The following is an 18,229-nucleotide window of genomic DNA, read 5'->3' on the forward strand; positions in this document are numbered from 1 at the left end:
AACCAGCAACTCAGCCCGAACGGCCGGAGCGCTTACGATCACTTTCGGTCAGGCCCTTCTTGCGCAGACGGATTTCCTTCGGGGTGACTTCAACCAGCTCGTCGTCCTCGATGAAGTCCAGTGCCTGCTCCAGCGTGTACTTGATCGCCGGGGTCAGCTTGATCGCATCGTCCTTGCCCGAGGCGCGCATGTTGGTCAGCGGCTTGGTCTTGATCGCATTGACGGTCAGATCGTTGTCCTTGGAGTGGATACCGACCAGCTGACCTTCGTACACGTTGTCGCCTTCGGCAGCGAACAGACGGCCACGCTCTTCCAGCGGCCCCAGCGCATAGGCCGGGGTGGCGCCTGCAGCGTTGGCAATCATCACGCCGTTCTGGCGCTTGGCGATCGCGCCCTGTTCCTTCGGACCGTAATGGTCGAACACGTGGAACAGCAGGCCCGAGCCCTGGGTCAGGGTGCGGAACTCGTTCTGGAAGCCGATCAGACCACGCGCCGGGATCATGTAATCCAGACGCACACGGCCCTTGCCGTCGGACTCCATGTTCTTCAGCTGGCCCTTGCGGCTGCCCAGCTTTTCCATCACGCCGCCCTGGTGCTGCTCTTCGATATCGACCACAAGCTGTTCGATCGGCTCCATCTGCTTGCCGTCGATCTCCTTGATGATCACTTCCGGACGCGACACGGCCAGCTCGTAGCCTTCACGACGCATGTTTTCGATCAGCACCGACAGATGCAGTTCGCCACGGCCGGAGACCAGGAACTTGTCGGCGTCGGAACCTTCTTCGACCTTCAATGCCACGTTGTGCACCTTCTCGCGGTCCAGACGGTCGCGCAGCTGGCGGCTGGTCAGGAACTTGCCGCCGGACAGATCCTTGTTGCCGGCGAACGGCGAGTTGTTGACCTGGAAGGTCATCGAGATGGTCGGCTCGTCCACGGTGAGCGGCGGCAGGCCTTCCGGCGCGTCGAGCGCACACACGGTGTCGGAAATGGTCAGCTCGGACACGCCGGAGATGGCCACAATGTCGCCGGCCTCGGCGGTGTCCTGCTCGATGCGCTCAAGGCCCAGGAAGCCCAGCACCTGCAGCACCTTGCCCTGACGCTTCTTGCCTTCGCGGTCGATCACGCTGACCGGCATGTTCTTCTTCAACACACCGCGCTGGATGCGGCCGATGCCGATCACGCCGACAAAGTTGTTGTAATCGAGCTGGCTGATGCGCATCTGGAACGGGCCGTCCGGATCCACGTCCGGTGCCGACACGTGCTGCATGATCGCTTCGTACAGCGGGGTCATGTCGCCGTCGCGCACGCTCGAATCCAGGCTGGCATAGCCGTTCAATGCAGAGGTGTAGACGATCGGGAAATCCAGCTGCTCGTCGGTTGCGCCGAGCTTGTCGAACAGGTCGAACACCTGGTCGATCACCCAGTCCGGGCGTGCGCCGGGACGGTCGATCTTGTTGACCACCACGATCGGCTTGAAGCCCATCGCAAAGGCCTTCTGGGTCACGAAGCGCGTTTGCGGCATCGGGCCGTCCATCGCGTCGACCAGGATCAGCACCGAGTCCACCATCGACAGCACGCGCTCGACTTCGCCACCGAAGTCGGCGTGTCCCGGGGTGTCGACGATGTTGATGCGGTTGCCGTTCCAGGTGATGGCCGTGTTCTTGGCCAGGATCGTGATGCCACGTTCCTTTTCCTGATCGTTGCTGTCCATCACACGCTCAGCCAACACGGTGCGTTCGGACAGGGTGCCGGACTGCTTCAGCAGGCAGTCGACGAGGGTGGTCTTGCCGTGGTCGACGTGCGCGACGATGGCGATATTGCGGAGTTTTTCGATGGACATGCGGAAAGGGCCCCTGTCTGGCGCCAGTCTTGAGAAGGTAAGCCCGACATTATAGCGGTTTCGTTGCCGTGCCGTTGCGCCCGGCCGTCAGATGGTTCAAGACGCCCATTCAGCTTGCTGTGCACCCCCCGACAATGGTCGTACGCCTGCACGGCCGGCTGCACGCCCGGGTGTATTCTAATGGGCTGTCATACACCCTGAAACCTGCAAGGATTTCCATGTCCCTGATTGCCCATTTCGACACCACCCGCGGCCCGATCGTGGTTGAGCTGTTCGCCGACAAGGCCCCGCTGACCGTTGCCAACTTCGTCAACCTGGTCCAGCGCGGTTTCTACGACGGCCTGAGCTTCCACCGTGTCATCGCCGACTTCATGATCCAGGGCGGCTGCCCGGAAGGCTCCGGCCGCGGCGGCCCGGGCTATCGTTTCGAAGATGAAGCCAACAACGGCGTCGGTCACGACCGCGGCGTGCTGTCCATGGCCAATGCCGGCCCCAACACCAACGGCAGCCAGTTCTTCATCACCCATGTCGCCACCAACTGGCTGGACGGCAAGCACACCGTGTTCGGCAAGGTCACCCAGGGCCTGGACGTGGTCGATGCGGTCGCCCAGGGCGATGTGATCAACAAGGTGACGATCGAAGGCGACACCGACGCCGTGCTGGCCGCCAAGGCCGACCGCGTCGCGGAGTGGAACAAGATCCTCGCCGCCTGATGTCTTTCCCCGAACGGCCGCCAAGTGCGGCCGTTCGCTTGTCACTGCGCGCCGCCAGGCCTTGCGCCACGCCAGCGTGCACCTTCACCCACGTTTTTTAGCAGAGGAAACTCCCCATGAAAGCACCTGTTCGTGTTGCCGTGACCGGCGCTGCCGGCCAGATCGGCTATGCCCTGCTGTTCCGCATCGCCTCCGGCGAAATGCTGGGCAAGGATCAGCCGGTGATCCTGCAATTGCTGGAACTGTCCAATGAAAAAGCCCAGGCCGCGCTCAAGGGCGTGATCATGGAGCTGGAAGACTGCGCATTCCCGCTGCTGGCCGGCGTGGTCGGCACCGACGACGCCGAAGTGGCGTTCAAGGACATCGACGTTGCGCTGCTGGTTGGCGCGCGTCCGCGCGGCCCGGGCATGGAGCGCAAGGACCTGCTGCTGGAGAACGCCAAGATCTTCACCGCGCAGGGCGCTGCCCTGAACAAGGTCGCCAAGCGTGACGTCAAGGTGCTGGTGGTCGGCAACCCGGCCAACACCAATGCCTACATCGCGATGAAGTCGGCGCCGGATCTGAACCCGAAGAACTTCACCGCCATGCTGCGTCTGGACCACAACCGCGCGCTGAGCCAGCTGTCGCAAAAGCTCGGCAAGCCGGTCGGCGGTATCGAGAAGTTGGTGGTGTGGGGCAACCACAGCCCGACCATGTACCCGGACTATCGTTTCGCCACCTCCGATGGCGCCTCCATCGGCGATGCGATCAACGACCAGGAATGGAACGCGTCCACCTTCATCCCGACCGTAGGCAAGCGCGGCGCGGCGATCATCGAAGCGCGCGGCCTGTCTTCGGCCGCGTCGGCTGCCAATGCCGCCATCGATCACGTGCGTGATTGGGTGCTGGGCAGTGACGGCAAGTGGGTGACGATGGGCGTGCCGTCCGACGGCTCCTACGGCATTCCCGAAGGCGTGATCTTCGGCTTCCCGGTGATCACCGCCAATGGCGAGTACACCCTGGTCAAGGATCTGCCGATCGACGACTTCAGCCAGAAGTACATCGACAAGACCCTGGCCGAGCTGGAAGAAGAGCGCAGCGGCGTGTCGCATCTGCTGGGCTGAGTTCTGCTTCAGGTTGTAACGAAAACGCCGGGCAGTGCCCGGCGTTTTTTATGCGTCGTGTAAGTGATGCGTTGCGTTGTGGCGCAAAAAATCAATCACGCACGTCGATGTGGGACTCTCCGTGCGGTAGGTGCTGCCGCCGCACTCTGATCAACTCGCGCGATGCGATCGGCCTACGCCAGACCTTCGGCTTTCAATGCGGCCTGCACATCGGCATCGGCCAGCATGCGCTGCACGAACGCATCCAGTGCATTCAAGCCACTCAGATCCACGCCGACCTTCTGCGCCCACAACAAGGTCACGAACAGATACGCATCGGCACCGGTATGGGTGTCGCTGGCCAGCCAGGTACGATCCTGCAGATGCGTGTTGGCACGTTCGTACAAGGTGCGCAACTTGCTGCGTGCGTCGTCGTGGCTGCGCGCAAGCAGCGCGTCGTCCTGCAGATACGCAGTGCTGCCGAAGATCGGCTTGAATGTCGGATGCACATCGGCATTGGCGAAGGCGATCCAGCGATTGATCTCGGCGCGGCTGCGCGCAGTGCCGTCGCCGGACAGACCGGTAAGCGGTGCGATGTCGGCGATGTAGTTGAGGATGGCCGCGTTCTGATTCAACGCCCAATCGTCGACCACCAACAGCGGAACCGCGCCGGCCGGATTCAGGCGCAGATACTCGGGGGATTTCATCGTGGCGGCATCGACAACGGTCAGCTCGAACGGCAGGCCCGACCAGCGCAACACGATGTGATCTGCCAGCGAGCACGCGCCGGGCTTGGTGTACAGCTTCATAGGAATTCCACGCGAGAACGAAGGCGCAAGCTTAGCGGCAACGCATGCGCGCGTGCGTGGAAAGCGTCAGGATGCAGTGCGTGGACGCAGCTTCTGCACGCGATAGAACGTGTGGTCGCCGATGGTGGCAACCTGATACGCATTGCGCCAGCTGGGGCTCGCAATCGCGCTGGCGGCAAAGTGGCTCGCGCCCGGCACGATCTCTTTGCGTTGGCCTACCGGTAACGCCCAGTTGCGCTCTGCGGCCAATGCCACATCCAATGCCTTGTTCCAGGCATCGTCATTCTTGAGCTGAGTTCCCGGTGACACGATGGTCGGCGCGAACTGCTTGCGCGCGGTGACCACCTGACACATCGAATCGCCCCACAAACCACTGTCCAGACGACGCAACGCGACTTCTGCAACGGCTTGTTGGCCACGCAAGGTCTGGTCGCGTGCTTCCAGGTATACGGTGGTACTCAAACACAACGAATCTGCAGCCGGCTGCGGCAATAATTGCGACAGCCAAAGTATCCAAGCCAGTTTCATAGAACTCCTTGCTCCGTATGGGCCGATCCGCAGGCCATCCAAAGTGGATGCACCAGTGCGAAGGGCTTGGCGTCATGGGGAGGCGACCTACCAAGGGCCGCCAAGTCTCCGGCGAAAGACACATCTGCCGAAGGTGCCCACCAAATACGGTGGGTCAAAAAGTTGGCGCAAGGTAGGCGGCGATCACATAATCCCTGCTGAATGGGCTGGGTTGACGCGCGTGATTGCCCGCTGTGTCTAGTGCTTCGCTGGATGAGAGCTTTGCGATGCAACATTGAGATGCGTCGCATCGATGTAGCGACTGCAGATATTGAGACTTAGGTCCGCGTGATACGCATGCAGTGTTTGACAATTGCACAGTGTGATTGTTTTGCGCTGCATGCACGGAAGTTGCGTATGCCGCACCAAATATGTTCTGCGCTACACGCCATCATCACTCACTAACATGCCTATGCGCCGATTTCAGGCGCATCGACTATGTATCGAGATGCGCATGCGGGTAAGTGCTTAACGCAATGGTCCGCACATGGCTTGCGTTGGTAGCTTCGCGCAGGCGTATCGGTGTTCGCAGCATGCGACGATGTTTTGTTAGCCGCTCTAAGTCGCTACAGTTTTGAACCCATCGTGCGTATTTGAGTGAGGCGCTTCAATTCAGCGTGGCGCAGAAGATTTTTGTGCATGCAGTGCATGCACCGCGATTGCGGGTGCGCATCATTGCAATCAGCGAAAAACGTCATGTGCAATCGCTGAAGCTCTTGCTGCGTTATCGAGACGATTACACGTGGCGCGAAGGCAGCGCTGCTGCGACAGATCTGCGTTTTCCAGACATCACAAAGGCGCTGCCGACCCAGGCGATCAACACGCACAGCACGCCGCAAATCATCGGACCCAATGCCATTGCCCACGCCAGATGTGCGTTGTGACCAGAGCGATAGTCGGATGCGCCAAGTAGCAATCCGATCAATGCACTGCCTGCTGCCAATGCAAGTTGGGCGGTGGCGGTGAGTGCGGCAAATCCGCGCGCCTGCTGTGCTGGACCGTGGCGCGAGGCGAGTTCTGCATGCCGTGCCCAGACCCATTGCCCGGCACTGCCCGCCGCCAGACCCATGCCGAAGGCCAGGCTGGCATCCAGCACGGTGTGGCGAGAGACAGCCATGGCGAACACCAGCCCAAGTGCGGCCAACGCCGCTCCGCTGACGCCTAGTCGACGCATTGCCACGGTCGGCCAGCGGGCAGCCAAGGGCTGCACGACGACGCTGCCAAGCGCATAGGCAATCAACACCGCGCTACCCCATCCCGCCGAGCCGATACGCGACTGCGCCAGATACGGCGCCAATTTGGTAAATGTCGGCAGCGCCAACGCCAGTGCTGCGATGACGGCCAACGGCAGTAACTGATCGCGCTGCCATCGTGGCGCAGATGGTGGTGCTGGAGTGCCTGCAAGCACATGTGCGTAGCGCTGTAGCGTCTGCCGTAACCACCACGCCGATAGCAGTGCGAGGCTGCCGGACAGCGCGACGATCATCAGCGCTGTGGATGCGGCGGTGTGCGCGCCGTCTTTCAGTAGCAGGCCGATCGCTGCGCTGACCAGCAACGCGGCCAGCCCGCTCCCGATCAGACGCAGCGCACTGACGCCGCGCGCGCCATGCCAAGGCCAGTGCCCCATTCCCAACAAGGTGTTCTGAGCCACGTCGCCGATCGCATATGCGGCGCGAAACGGCAGGCTGAGCAGCAGGACGCTGATCAAGCGGATATCGGGTGGAAATGCCGGCGTGACAAAGACCAACGACAAGGCGACAGCTGCCAGCGCAATGCCGCGCCATTGCGACCGCCCAGCCCACGCCAGGCTGGCGCCGGCACTCCAGCGCTTCGCTGCGAAGACGCCCATTACTGCGCTCACGACCAGGCCACCGGCGACCGAGACGCCCGCCGCAATCGCGCCCAGTCCGACGTATTCGGTCAACGCAAAAATCAGCAGCAATTCTGCGGTATACCAGAGCAGGCTCTTGCCGAAATGCGCCGCAGCGTAGGCCAGCAACGCTGCGGGCGGGAGGGTAGGCGGCGGCGATGCAGTCCGGATCGATGGCATGCCGGGTTTATAGCCGAGCCGCGCGACAGAAAAAAGATGTACCGAGCATGCTCCGACCAGCGGCGTACGCGGTGGTGTCGCGCTATTGATGGCAGCGTCGACGCCGGCACCGATCTGTCTCTGTCTTAGGTGCCCGCGTACACTTGCGCAAGCGTCTGCCGAGCAGACAGGCGGTTGCCTTAAAGACCGCCGATATCAGCATCGAAGTGAAACCAATGCGGCTCTCTTGCAGATGCACACACCCGCTCTGGCGTCGTAATGAAGAACGGCTGTGGCTTCCACGACATCGCGTGCAAGCGCGTTACAAGGTTGCCGCCAACCGGCACGCCTGATTGATCGCACGCTTGGCATCCAGTTCGGCGGCAACATCCGCACCGCCGATCAGATGCGGTTGCTGTCCGTTTGCCTGCAGCGCGGCAAGCAGCTCGCGACGCGGTTCCTGCCCGGCGCAGACCACCACCGTGCCGACATCGAGCAGTTGCTCGGTGCCTTCCACGCGGATCCGCAGACCGGCATCGTCAACGCCCAGATACTCCACGCCGCCGAGCATCTTGACGCCCTTGGCCTTGAGCGTGGCGCGGTGGATCCAGCCGGTGGTCTTGCCCAGACGCGCGCCGGGTTTGCCGGGGCTGCGCTGCAGCAGCCAGACCTGACGGGCAGGGCGCTCGGGTTGCGGTTTGGCCAACGCGCCGCGTGTTTCGAAGCTCGGGTCCACGCCCCATTCGGCCATCCAGCGCGCCGGATCCAGCGCTGGCGAGACGCCTTCGTGCACCAGAAATTCGCCGACATCGAAACCGATTCCGCCGGCGCCGATGATGGCGACCTTGTCGGCCGCTACATGGCGGCCCAGTACCACGTCCAGGTAATTGACCACCATCGGATGATCGGCACCGGGGAAGTCCACCTTGCGCGGCTCGATGCCGGTGGCCAGCACGATCTCATCGAAGGCCTTGAGGTCGTCCGCCTGCACGCGTGTCTGCAACCGCAGCGCTACGCCGGTGGCTTCGATACGGTGTCCGAAATAGCGCAGCGTCTCGTTGAATTCTTCCTTGCCCGGGATGCGCTTGGCGACATTGAATTGCCCGCCGATTTCATCGCTTGCATCGAACAAGGTCACCTGGTGGCCGCGCTCGGCCGCCACCGTTGCGCAGGCCAGTCCGGCAGGGCCTGCACCGACCACCGCGATGCGCTTGGGCGTGGTGGTCGGGGTGTAGATCAGCTCGGTTTCGTGCACTGCGCGTGGGTTGACCAGGCAGCTGGCCAGCTTGTTGTCGAACACATGATCCAGGCAGGCCTGGTTGCACGCGATGCACGTATTGATCGTGTGCGACTGGCCGGCGCTGGCCTTGTTGGCCCATTGCGGGTCGGCCAACAGTGGGCGCGCCAGCGACACCATGTCGGCTGCGCCGTCGGCCAGAATGCGCTCGGCCACTTCGGGCATGTTGATGCGGTTGGTTGCCACCACCGGGATGCGCAGGTGCGGCTTGAGCTTGGCGGTGACACCTGCAAACGCCGCGCGGGGTACCGATGTGGCGATGGTCGGGATGCGCGCCTCGTGCCAGCCAATGCCGGAATTGATGATGGTGGCGCCGGCTGCCTCGATTGCCTGCGCCTGCGCCAGGATCTCCTGCCACTGGTTGCCGTCATCGACCAGATCCACCAGCGACAGCCGGTAGATGATGATGAAGTCCGGCCCGCAGGTCTCGCGGATGCGCCGAACGATCTCCACCGCAAAGCGCATGCGCTTGGTCGCATCGCCGCCCCAGGCATCGCTGCGCTGGTTGGTGCGTGCGGCGGTGAATTCGTTGATGAGATAGCCTTCCGACCCCATCACCTCCACGCCGTCGTAACCGGCCTCGCGCGCCAGCCGCGCCGCGCGCGCATAGGCCGCGATCTGTCGATCCACCGCACGCGCCGACAACGCACGCGGAGTGAATGGATTGATCGGCGCCTTGAGCCTGGACGGCGCCACCGACAACGGGTGATAGGCGTAGCGCCCGGCGTGCAGCAGCTGCAGGCAGATCTTGGCGCCGTGTGCGTGCACCGCACGGGTGACCTGACGATGCGGGCGCACTTCCCACGGCCACGACAGCTTGCCGCCGAACGGCTTGAGCCAGCCCACCACATTCGGCGAAAACCCACCGGTGACGATCAGCCCGACGCCGCCGGCCGCGCGCTCGGCGAAATACGCCGCCAATTTAGGGAAATCGCGCGCACGGTCTTCAAGACCGGTGTGCATCGAGCCCATCAGGACGCGATTGCGCAATTGCGTGAAACCCAGATCGAGCGGGGTGAACAGGTGCGGGTAGGGCGAGTCAGGCAGGCCGGTGGCGGGCGACATGATATGGATACGCTGGCGTACGGAGTGCGCACGATGCAGGCAAACGGGCGTGTCGGCAAGTCTTGACGCACGCGGCCAGTGCTGGGGGCAGTCTGCTGGAGGGGGCGGGACCCGCAAGCCCGCGCAAACGCAGCGGGCAAACTCAACCAGTGGCGCCGATCACCAGCCCGCCAGCACCAACTTGCCGATCGTGCTGCCGCTTTCCAGCCGCCGATGCGCCTCGCGCAACTGCTGCGCATTGATCGGCGACAGCGTCTCGGTCTGCGTGGTGCGCAGTTCGCCCGCATCGATCAGGCTGGCCGCACGATTGAGGATGCGGTGCTGCTCGACCATATCTTCTGTTGCATAGCGGGCGCGCGTGAACATCAGTTCCCAGTGGATGCCGATGCACTTGGATTTGTACGGGTCGCCAATCGACAGCGGGCCGCGCGGCTCCACGATCAAGCCCACGTGTCCCTGGGGTGCCAGGATCTCGCCCAACTGCTGCCAGTAGCGGTCGGTGTCGGCCAGATTGAGCGCCGCATCCACACTCTGCAGGCCTAGCGCCTGCAATTGCGGGTGCAACGGTTGGTGGTGATCGATCACATGCTGCGCGCCCATCTGGCGCACCCATTCAATCGTCTCCGGACGCGATGCAGTGGCGATGACCGTGAAGCCGGCATGCCGCGCCAGCTGGATCGCAATGGAGCCCACGCCACCGGCACCCCCGATGATCAGTAAGTGCTTGCCGCGATTGCGTGCGCCGTCGAAGGCGAACGGCATGCGCTGGAACAACAACTCCCACGCGGTCAGCGTGGTCAGCGGCAACGCAGCCGCCTCGGCGAAGCTGAGCGAGGTCGGCTTGCAGCCGGCGATGCGCGCATCGACCAACTGGTACTGCGCGTTGCTGCCCGGCCTTCCGATATCTCCTGCGTAATAGACCTCGTCGCCCACCACGAATGCAGTGACCTCCGGGCCGACCGCTTCGACCACGCCGGCGGCGTCGTAGCCGAGAATTTTCGGCGCATCCAGCGTTTGCGGCTTGGGCGCACGTACCTTGGTGTCGACCGGATTCACCGAGATCGCCTCCACACGCACTAATAAGTCATACCCGGACGGCGCCGCAGGCGACGGAAGCTCCATGTCAAGCAGCGACTCGGGATCGTCGATTGGAAGATGGCGAGTGATGGCGATGGCTTTCATCGAGGCGCTCCTTTGGGGAGTTCAGGGTGCGTTGTGATGCCATTGACCCGCAACCACCAAGCCCACAATTCAGCTCGGACTAGGGCTCGCATTCACCAATGTGGTCGCGGAGTCATGCCGCCTGTCCCCCGGGGGTCAGACCGCAAGCGTATTCAACTGGCTTAATTGGGCTGCCGTTCATGCGGGGCAATTGTGCTAACTGAGCGCCCGGTCCTTTCCTTCATGAAGCTGTATACGTAGTATTGAGTGGGATCGCCGTCTCTGTTGATTGCTTTCACATGTTATATGTCCGTTAACGCGATCTTCACTGAAGCCGGCTTAATCTGCGCCCCGATGGCTCTGGATGTGACGAGCATCTTTACCAAGAACAATGCCTCTATCGGTTTATCTCCCAAAGAAGGAGCTGTATACATGAACAAGAAAATTCTCACTGCCGCGTTGCTTGGCGGCCTGGCGTTTGCCCAGGCTGCTTCCGCGCAGGAATTCGATGACCGTTGGTACCTGACCGGTAGCGCTGGCTTCAACTTCCAGGACAGCGATCGTCTGACCAATGATGCTCCGTTCGTGACCCTGGGTCTGGGCAAGTTTGTCAGCCCGAACTGGTCGATCGACGGCGAGCTGAACTATCAGAACCCGAATTTCGATGCCAACCAGGACCAGAACTGGAGCCAGTACGGCATCTCGTTCGACCTGCGTCGCCACTTCATCGCTGAAGGCCGCGGCTGGAACCCCTACCTCCTGTTCGGTCTGGGCTACCAGCGTTCGGAAGAAGAGTTCGACGCAACCCCGAACCCGGTTTCGCCGGGCCAGCAGAAAGACGGCAACTTTGCCGCCAAGGCTGGCGTCGGTCTGCAGACCACCTTCGACAAGCGCGTTGCCGTGCGTGCCGAGTTGGCCTACCGCGCTGACTTCAACGACCAGAGCGTTGCTGCTCCGCAGGAAGACTGGTTCGGCGACGTGCTGGCTTCGGTCGGCGTCGTGATCCCGTTGGGACCGGCTCCGTCGACCGCTCCGCCGCCGGCTCCGGCTCCGGTTGCTCCGAGCTGCGCAGACCTGGATGACGACGGTGACGGCGTCAACAACTGCGACGACAAGTGCCCGGCTTCGCAGCCTGGCCAGACCATCGGTCCGGACGGTTGCCCGGTTCCTGTGTCGATCGACCTGAAGGGCGTGAACTTCGACTTCAACAAGTCGACCCTGCGTCCGGACGCACAGTCCATCCTGAGCGAAGCGACCGAGATCCTGAAGCGTTACCCCGACCTGAAGGTCGAGGTTGCCGGTCACACCGACTCGAAGGGTACCGACGCGTACAACCAGAAGCTGTCCGAGCGTCGTGCGACCACCGTGTACGACTACCTGACCAAGAACGGCGTTGATGCGTCGCGTCTGGTTGGCCCGATCGGCTACGGCGAGAGCCGTCCGATTGCTCCGAACGCCAACCCGGATGGTTCCGACAATCCGGAAGGCCGTGCGAAGAACCGTCGTACCGAGCTGAACGTCCAGAACTAATTGGACCGCTAGCTGCTGCATACAAAACCCGGCCTTGTGCCGGGTTTTGTCTTTGTAGGGCCAGGAAAAGTGCGTCGAGTCGCCGCCAAACCTGTCTGTGTTGCCATCCAGGCACGGTTCCGGTTGAAACAGCGTTCATCGCTGCCTACACTCGCCGCGTCAACACCAAACTCATAATTGGAAGAACCCGATGCTGCGTACCGCCACGGCAGGTTTGCTCTGTCTCGCTTTGATTCCTGCCGCTTACGCCGCCCCGAACTGCGCCGGCAGCACGGTGTCCCAGCCGCTGCCGTTGCCTGCCACGGTGATTGCGCCGGCGGCGGCCGAGTTCTACACCCGTAGCGTCCAGCTGGGCATGCCCACCGGCGTGTTGGCCCAGCCCTACACCAGCGAGCAATCGGTGGACCGCGTGCTGCTGCGGTTGCGCGTGGAAGGCTGCCAGGACCTGGCCAAGGTGATTCCGCCCGGCGGCACGGTCAATCCGAACGATCCGGCCGCCTACAAGGCCACCACTGCGTTCGACAACACGCCGTGGCGTTTTGACATGAGCCAGAACGGCAAGCGCATGACCGCCGAAGAATTCGATGCCTGGATGAAGGCGCGCGGTGTGCGTGTGGTCAAGGCGCGTCCGGTGGCTGCGCCGGCTCCAGCTGCTGCTGCGGCAACTGCAATGCCTGCGGCCGACGCCAAGTCGGTCGAAAACAAGTAAGCGGCACGGTCGGGACGGCATGACCCGGCGGCCTCCGCCGGCAACGTCCCGGCAACGCAAGCGTGGTCCTGCTGGTGCTTCGCGCGCCTCCGTTACGGCCACCGCGACCACCGCACCGCGCCACGGGCTGGCGCGCGTGCTGTCCAAATTGGGCGTGTGTTCGCGTACCGAAGCGGCACGCTGGATCTCCGAAGGGCGGGTCAGCGTGGCTGCGCGTGTGGTCCACGACCCCGAATATCCGATCCGCGCCGATCAGCAGTCGAGCATTACCGTCGACGGGCAGCCGTTGGCCGGGCCGGCGCGCTGCTATCTGATGCTCAACAAGCCGCGCGGCGTGGTCACGACCGTGCGCGACGAGCAGGGCAGGGACACCGTGTATCGCTGCTTCGATGGTGCCGGATTGCCGTGGATCGCGCCGGTCGGGCGATTGGACAAGGCCAGCGAAGGGCTGCTGCTCTTCAGTAACGACCCGCAATGGGCGGCGGCGGTGACCGATCCTGCGACCGGGCCGGACAAGACCTATCACGTGCAGATCGATTGCCGCCCGAGTGCCGAGCAACTGGCGCAGTTGCGGGCCGGTGTGGTCGATCCCGATCCTGAGGGCGATGGTGCGCTGCTGCGCGCCAAGCACGTTGGCGTGCTGCGCGAAGGCGAGCGCAATGCGTGGCTGGAGATCGTGCTGGACGAGGGCCGCAATCGGCAGATCCGCCGCTTGTTGGCAGCGCTGGAGATCGGGGTGCTGCGGCTGGTGCGGGTGGCGATCGGTGCGCTGGCAATGGGTGAGTTGGGCAAAGGCGCGTGGCGCATGCTCAGCGCCGAGGAAGTCAGGGCGCTGACGGCGGCTCCCGCCAGCGCGCCAGACGCGCGCTGAGCAAGGCGCTGACGACTTCAAAAGCACGTGCGTCGCCGGCGCCGTTGGCATCGTGGCGGCGACCCTTGGCGTGATTGCAACCGGCACAGGCCAGGGCGAGATTACGCGCCGCATTCGCATCGTCGCCGACCATCGCGCACAGCGCGGCCGCTGCGCGACCGCCGAACCAGGCCTGCGGGATTACGTGTTCCAGGGTGGTGTGGCCGAGCGGCTCGCCATCGGCGCGCAGCTGCAAGCGCCGACGGCAATGCAGGCAGCGGGTTTCCCAACTGCCGTCCAGTAAATGCGCCTGGGCATCGGTGTGCGCCGCCAGCAACAGCCGTTGGCGCAGCACCGTGCGCATCAGTTTTTGATGACGTCCAGTTCGCGGCCGATCTTGATGAATGCAGCGATCGCCTGATCCAACTGCTCGCGGGTGTGCGCGGCGCTGATCTGGGTACGGATGCGTGCCTGGCCCTTGGGCACCACCGGGAAGAAGAAGCCGATGGCGTAGATGCCTTCTTCCAGCAGGCGCTCGGCGAATTGTTGCGCCAGCGGTGCGTCGTAGAGCATCACCGGGCTGATCGGATGCACGCCGGGTTTGACGTCGAAACCGGCGGCGGTCATGCGCTCGCGGAAGTAGCGGGTGTTGTCGACCAGTTGCGTACGCAGCTCGCCAGCGGCTTCCAGCATCTCGAACGCCTTGATGCCGGCAGCCACCACGTGCGGCGGCAGTGAATTGGAAAACAGATAGGGACGCGAGCGCTGGCGCAGCAATTCGATGACTTCACGCTTGGCGGTGGTGAAGCCGCCCAGTGCGCCGCCCATCGCCTTGCCCAGCGTACCGGTGAAGATATCGATCTGGTCCAGCACGCCTTTGACCTCGGCCGAGCCGCGGCCGCTCGCACCGAGAAAGCCGGTGGCGTGGCATTCGTCGATATGCACCAGTGCGTTGTACTTGCGGGCGAGGGCGGTGATCTCGTCCAGCGGGGCGATGAAGCCGTCCATCGAGAATACGCCGTCGCTGGTGATCAGCTTGGTCTTGCAGCCGGCGGCATCGGCGGCCTGCAGCTGCGCTTCCAGGTCGGCCATGTCGCAGTTGGCGTAGCGGAAGCGCTTGGCCTTGCACAGACGTACGCCGTCGATGATCGAGGCGTGGTTGAGCGCGTCGGAGATGATGGCGTCGTGCTCGCCGAGCAACGGTTCGAACAGGCCGCCGTTGGCATCGAAACAGGCGGCATAGAGGATGGTGTCCTCGGTGCCGAAGAAGTCGGCGATGGTGCGCTCGAGTTGCTTATGCAAATCCTGGGTGCCGCAGATGAAGCGCACCGAGGCCATGCCGAAGCCGTGCGTGTCCAGCGCGTCCTTGGCGGCCTGGATGATGTCCGGGTGGTCGGCAAGGCCCAGATAGTTGTTGGCGCAGAAGTTGAGCACGCTGCGGCCGTCGGCGAGGGTGATCTGCGCCGACTGCGGGCCGATGATGATGCGCTCGGACTTGAACAGGCCCTGGGCCTGGATCGCCTCCAGTTCGACAGCGTAATGGGCGGTCAGCGCGGCGGGAGTGTTGGTCATGGCGATCGCAGTGGCAGAAAGAAGCACGATTTTAACGATCACAGCGGCATACCACTACGTCATGCAAAATCGGTATAAGCGCAGGCGTGTATGTCATTTCACCGCCCGCGTAGCGCTGCGCAGCATGGCATGCTTGCTGTTCAGCTGCGCCCAACCGGCCAGGAGATTGCTGTGACCCACCCCCGCTACCGCTTCGTGTCGATCCTGTTGTGCAGCTTGCTGGCCCTGGCCGGCCCGGCTGGCGCGCGCGACATCGGTCTGCTCAATGTGAGCTATGACCCCACCCGCGAGTTCTATCGCGACTACAACAGCGCGTTCGCCGCGCATTGGAAGCAGCAACATCCGCAGGACACGGTGACGGTGGAAACCTCGCACGGCGGCTCCGGGAAACAGGCGCGCGCAGTGATCGACGGCATCGAGGCCGATGTGGTCACGTTGGCGCTGGCCTACGACGTGGACGCGATCGCCGAGAAGGCCAAGCTGATCGACAGCGATTGGGAAAAGCGCCTGCCCGACAACAGCGCGCCGTACACCTCGACGATCGTGTTCCTGGTGCGCAAGGGCAACCCGAAGAACATCCACGATTGGCCGGATCTGCTGCGCTCCGGCGTGGCGGTGGTGACGCCCAACCCCAAGACCTCCGGCGGCGCGCGCTGGAATTATCTGGCTGCCTGGGCGTATGCCGACCGCATCTTCAAGGGCGACCGCGCGCGCATCGTGCGCTACATGCAGGCGCTGTTCCGCAACGTGCCGGTGTTGGACACGGGCGCGCGCGGTGCCACGACGACCTTCGTGCAGCGTGGTATCGGCGATGTGCTGCTGGCCTGGGAAAACGAAGCACTGCTGGCGCGCGATGAACTGGGCAAGGACAAGTTCGAGATCGTGGTGCCGAAGTTGTCGATCCTGGCCGAGCCGTCGGTGGCCTTGGTCGACAAGAACGTCGACAAACACGGCACGCGCGATGTGGCCGAGGCCTACCTGAAGTATCTATACGCGCCGGAAGGCCAGAAACTGGCGGCCAAGCATTTCTATCGCCCGCGTCACCCGGAATTTGCCGACCCGGCGGATCTGGCGCGCTTCCCGGACATCAAGCTGGTGACCATCCAGGAAGCGTTCGGCTCGTGGGACAAGGCGCAGCAGGAACACTTCGCCGACGGTGGTGTGTTCGATCAGATCCAGGCAAAAAAGTAGGCAATGCAGATGTCGGTTGCTCCCCATCCAGCGCCGTCATCGCGCCGACGCGTGATGCCGGGGTTGGGCTTGAGTCTTGGAATTACGCTGACCTGGCTGGGATTGATTGTGTTGATCCCGCTGCTGGGCATCTTTATCAAAACCAGCGGATTGGGTTGGGACGGCCTTTGGCGGGTGTGGAGCGAGCCACGGGTGTTGTCGGCGTTGCGGGTGAGCTTCGGTACGGCGTTCGTAGCCGGCGCCTTCAACGCACTCATGGGAACCTGGGTGGCGTGGGTGTTCGTGCGCTACAACTTCCCGGGCAAGCGCTTCTTCGACGCGGTGATCGATCTGCCATTCGCGTTGCCCACCGCAGTTGCAGGTATCGCGCTGACTGCGTTGTATGGCGGCAACGGTTGGGTCGGGCGCTGGCTGGAGGCGATCGGTATCAAGGTCGCCTATACGCAGTTGGGGATCGTGCTGGCGCTGGTGTTTGTCGGCCTGCCGTTCGTGGTGCGGGTGGTGCAGCCGGTGCTGGCCGAGAGCGAGCGTGAACTGGAAGCGGCCGCCGCCACGCTGGGCGCCTCACGTTGGCAGACGGTCTGGCGGGTGGTGCTGCCGGGACTGTGGCCAGCGGTACTGACCGGGTTTGCGCTGGCCTTCGCGCGCGGCGTGGGTGAGTACGGTTCGGTGATCTTCATCGCCGGCAATCTGCCCAATTCCACCGAGATCGCGCCGCTGCTGATCACCATCCGGCTGGAAGAATTCGATTATGCCGGCGCCACCGCGATTGCGGCGGCAATGCTGCTGCTGTCGTTCGTGATCCTGCTGGTGGTCAATACGCTGCAGGCACGCCTGCTGCGCTATCAACGGAGGCCTGCATGAACGATGCTGTTTCGTCGCTGCCCTCCATGCTGCAGAACCGCACAATGACCGAACAGGCGCGCCGCATCACCGACTCGGCCACCAACGAGCCTCGCTGGGTGCAGTGGTTGATGATTCTGGGCGCGCTGCTGTTTCTGCTGGCGTTTCTGCTGCTGCCGCTGGTGCTGGTGTTTGCCGAGGCGCTGCGGGGTGGTTGGGAAACGTTTTTGCGCGCAGTGGTCGATCCGGATGCGTTGTCAGCGATCAAGCTGACCTTGATCGTGACTGCGATCGTGCTGCCGCTGAATCTGGTATTCGGGGTGGCGGCGGCGTGGGCGGTGAGCAAGCATCGCTTTCCCGGCAAGCGCTTGCTGATCAGCCTGATCGATTTGCCGTTTTCAGTGTCGCCGGTGGTGGCGGGTTTGATCTTCGTGCTGATCTTCGGGCGCAGCGGTTGGGCGTGGCCGTTGATCGACGAAGGTTGGCGGGTGCAGCTGCCGTTTTTTGGCGAGATGCTGATTCAGCTGCCACGCATCGTGTTCGCGCTGCCGGGCATCGTGCTGGCGACGACTTTTGTCACGTTTCCGTTTATTGCGCGCGAGCTGATGCCGCTGATGGAGCAGCAAGGCAGCGATGAAGAACTGGCGGCATTGAGCCTGGGCGCGAGCGGCTGGCAGATGTTCTGGCGGGTGACCCTGCCCAATATCCGTTGGGGCCTGATGTACGGCGTGCTGCTGTGCGCGGCGCGCGCGATGGGCGAGTTTGGTGCGGTGTCGGTGGTGTCCGGGCATATCCGCGGGCGCACCAATACGCTTCCCTTGCATGTGGAAATTCTCTACAACGAATACGCCTACAGCGCCGCGTTTGCGTGTGCCTCGCTGCTGGCATTGACCGCGCTGCTGACGCTGGCGCTGAAGACGTATCTGGAATGGCGGCATGGCGACTCGCTCGCCGCCAACCACCGACATTGA

Annotated in this window: 16 protein-coding genes; 8 read left to right on the plus strand and 8 right to left on the minus strand. The window is 63.3% G+C overall.

Annotation, left to right across the window (positions count from 1 at the left end):
- Window positions 1–10: 10 nt before the first annotated feature.
- Complete coding sequence (gene typA / locus XcyCFBP4188_RS00785; RefSeq protein ID WP_006450655.1) at window positions 11–1,840, minus strand: translational GTPase TypA; 1,830 nt, start codon at window positions 1,838–1,840, stop codon at window positions 11–13.
- Between the two features lie 218 nt (window positions 1,841–2,058).
- Between typA and XcyCFBP4188_RS00790 the strand changes: the two genes are divergently transcribed.
- Window positions 2,059–2,553, plus strand: coding sequence for a peptidylprolyl isomerase (locus XcyCFBP4188_RS00790; RefSeq protein ID WP_006450656.1), 495 nt, complete (start codon window positions 2,059–2,061; stop codon window positions 2,551–2,553).
- A gap of 116 nt (window positions 2,554–2,669) precedes the next feature.
- Window positions 2,670–3,656, plus strand: coding sequence for a malate dehydrogenase (locus XcyCFBP4188_RS00795; RefSeq protein ID WP_006450657.1), 987 nt, complete (start codon window positions 2,670–2,672; stop codon window positions 3,654–3,656).
- 173 nt (window positions 3,657–3,829) lie between these two features.
- Here the strand turns inward: XcyCFBP4188_RS00795 and XcyCFBP4188_RS00800 are convergent, their stop codons facing one another.
- From XcyCFBP4188_RS00800 to XcyCFBP4188_RS00820, 5 genes are all read right to left on the minus strand, one after another.
- Entirely contained in the window at window positions 3,830–4,444 is a 615-nt protein-coding gene (locus tag XcyCFBP4188_RS00800) for a glutathione S-transferase family protein (RefSeq protein WP_006450658.1), read from the minus strand.
- A 66-nt stretch (window positions 4,445–4,510) separates the two neighbouring features.
- Window positions 4,511–4,972 carry a cell wall hydrolase gene (locus XcyCFBP4188_RS00805; protein ID WP_014506828.1) on the minus strand — a complete coding sequence of 154 codons (462 nt, stop codon included), beginning with the start codon at window positions 4,970–4,972 and terminating at the stop codon, window positions 4,511–4,513.
- 775 nt (window positions 4,973–5,747) lie between these two features.
- Complete coding sequence (locus XcyCFBP4188_RS00810; protein ID WP_043908907.1) at window positions 5,748–7,061, minus strand: MFS transporter; 1,314 nt, start codon at window positions 7,059–7,061, stop codon at window positions 5,748–5,750.
- 301 nt (window positions 7,062–7,362) lie between these two features.
- Window positions 7,363–9,402, minus strand: a complete 2,040-nt coding sequence (locus XcyCFBP4188_RS00815; RefSeq protein ID WP_074056777.1) for an NADPH-dependent 2,4-dienoyl-CoA reductase — start codon at window positions 9,400–9,402, stop codon at window positions 7,363–7,365.
- 159 nt (window positions 9,403–9,561) lie between these two features.
- Window positions 9,562–10,584: a zinc-binding alcohol dehydrogenase family protein gene (locus XcyCFBP4188_RS00820; RefSeq protein ID WP_006452597.1), complete on the minus strand. Its 1,023-nt coding sequence runs from the start codon at window positions 10,582–10,584 to the stop codon at window positions 9,562–9,564.
- A gap of 411 nt (window positions 10,585–10,995) precedes the next feature.
- On the opposite strand from XcyCFBP4188_RS00820, the gene XcyCFBP4188_RS00830 reads away from it, so the two are divergent.
- The 3 genes from XcyCFBP4188_RS00830 to XcyCFBP4188_RS00840 all read left to right on the plus strand — a co-directional run bounded on the left by XcyCFBP4188_RS00830 (window position 10,996) and on the right by XcyCFBP4188_RS00840 (window position 13,673).
- The gene (locus XcyCFBP4188_RS00830) at window positions 10,996–12,093 is read left to right on the plus strand and encodes an OmpA family protein (protein ID WP_023902839.1); all 1,098 of its coding nucleotides are present in this window, start codon (window positions 10,996–10,998) and stop codon (window positions 12,091–12,093) included.
- Window positions 12,094–12,283: 190 nt separating this feature from the next.
- On the plus strand, window positions 12,284–12,802 hold the full coding sequence (locus XcyCFBP4188_RS00835; protein ID WP_006452595.1) for a hypothetical protein: 519 nt from the start codon (window positions 12,284–12,286) through the stop codon (window positions 12,800–12,802).
- Between the two features lie 19 nt (window positions 12,803–12,821).
- Window positions 12,822–13,673, plus strand: a complete 852-nt coding sequence (locus XcyCFBP4188_RS00840; protein WP_043910697.1) for a pseudouridine synthase — start codon at window positions 12,822–12,824, stop codon at window positions 13,671–13,673.
- Here XcyCFBP4188_RS00840 and XcyCFBP4188_RS00845 read toward each other — a convergent pair.
- Window positions 13,627–14,016, minus strand: a complete 390-nt coding sequence (locus XcyCFBP4188_RS00845) for an HNH endonuclease (RefSeq protein ID WP_043910694.1) — start codon at window positions 14,014–14,016, stop codon at window positions 13,627–13,629. The genes XcyCFBP4188_RS00840 and XcyCFBP4188_RS00845 overlap by 47 nt on opposite strands.
- A complete protein-coding gene (gene kbl, locus XcyCFBP4188_RS00850; protein ID WP_043910692.1) occupies window positions 14,016–15,224 on the minus strand; it encodes a glycine C-acetyltransferase in 1,209 nt (402 codons plus the stop codon). The genes XcyCFBP4188_RS00845 and kbl overlap by 1 nt, the downstream gene beginning before the upstream one ends.
- Before the next feature lie 90 nt (window positions 15,225–15,314).
- Here kbl and XcyCFBP4188_RS00855 point away from each other — a divergent pair, with 90 nt between their 5' ends.
- The 3 genes from XcyCFBP4188_RS00855 to cysW are packed head-to-tail and all read left to right on the plus strand — an operon-like array spanning window position 15,315 to window position 18,229.
- A complete protein-coding gene (locus XcyCFBP4188_RS00855; RefSeq protein ID WP_043910691.1) occupies window positions 15,315–16,415 on the plus strand; it encodes a sulfate ABC transporter substrate-binding protein in 1,101 nt (366 codons plus the stop codon).
- Between the two features lie 3 nt (window positions 16,416–16,418).
- Window positions 16,419–17,279, plus strand: coding sequence for a sulfate ABC transporter permease subunit CysT (cysT, locus tag XcyCFBP4188_RS00860; RefSeq protein ID WP_043888978.1), 861 nt, complete (start codon window positions 16,419–16,421; stop codon window positions 17,277–17,279).
- Window positions 17,276–18,229, plus strand: coding sequence for a sulfate ABC transporter permease subunit CysW (gene cysW / locus XcyCFBP4188_RS00865; RefSeq protein WP_006452589.1), 954 nt, complete (start codon window positions 17,276–17,278; stop codon window positions 18,227–18,229). The genes cysT and cysW overlap by 4 nt, the downstream gene beginning before the upstream one ends.

It is taken from the genome of Xanthomonas hortorum pv. cynarae, assembly GCF_002939985.1.
GTDB lineage: Bacteria > Pseudomonadota > Gammaproteobacteria > Xanthomonadales > Xanthomonadaceae > Xanthomonas > Xanthomonas hortorum_D.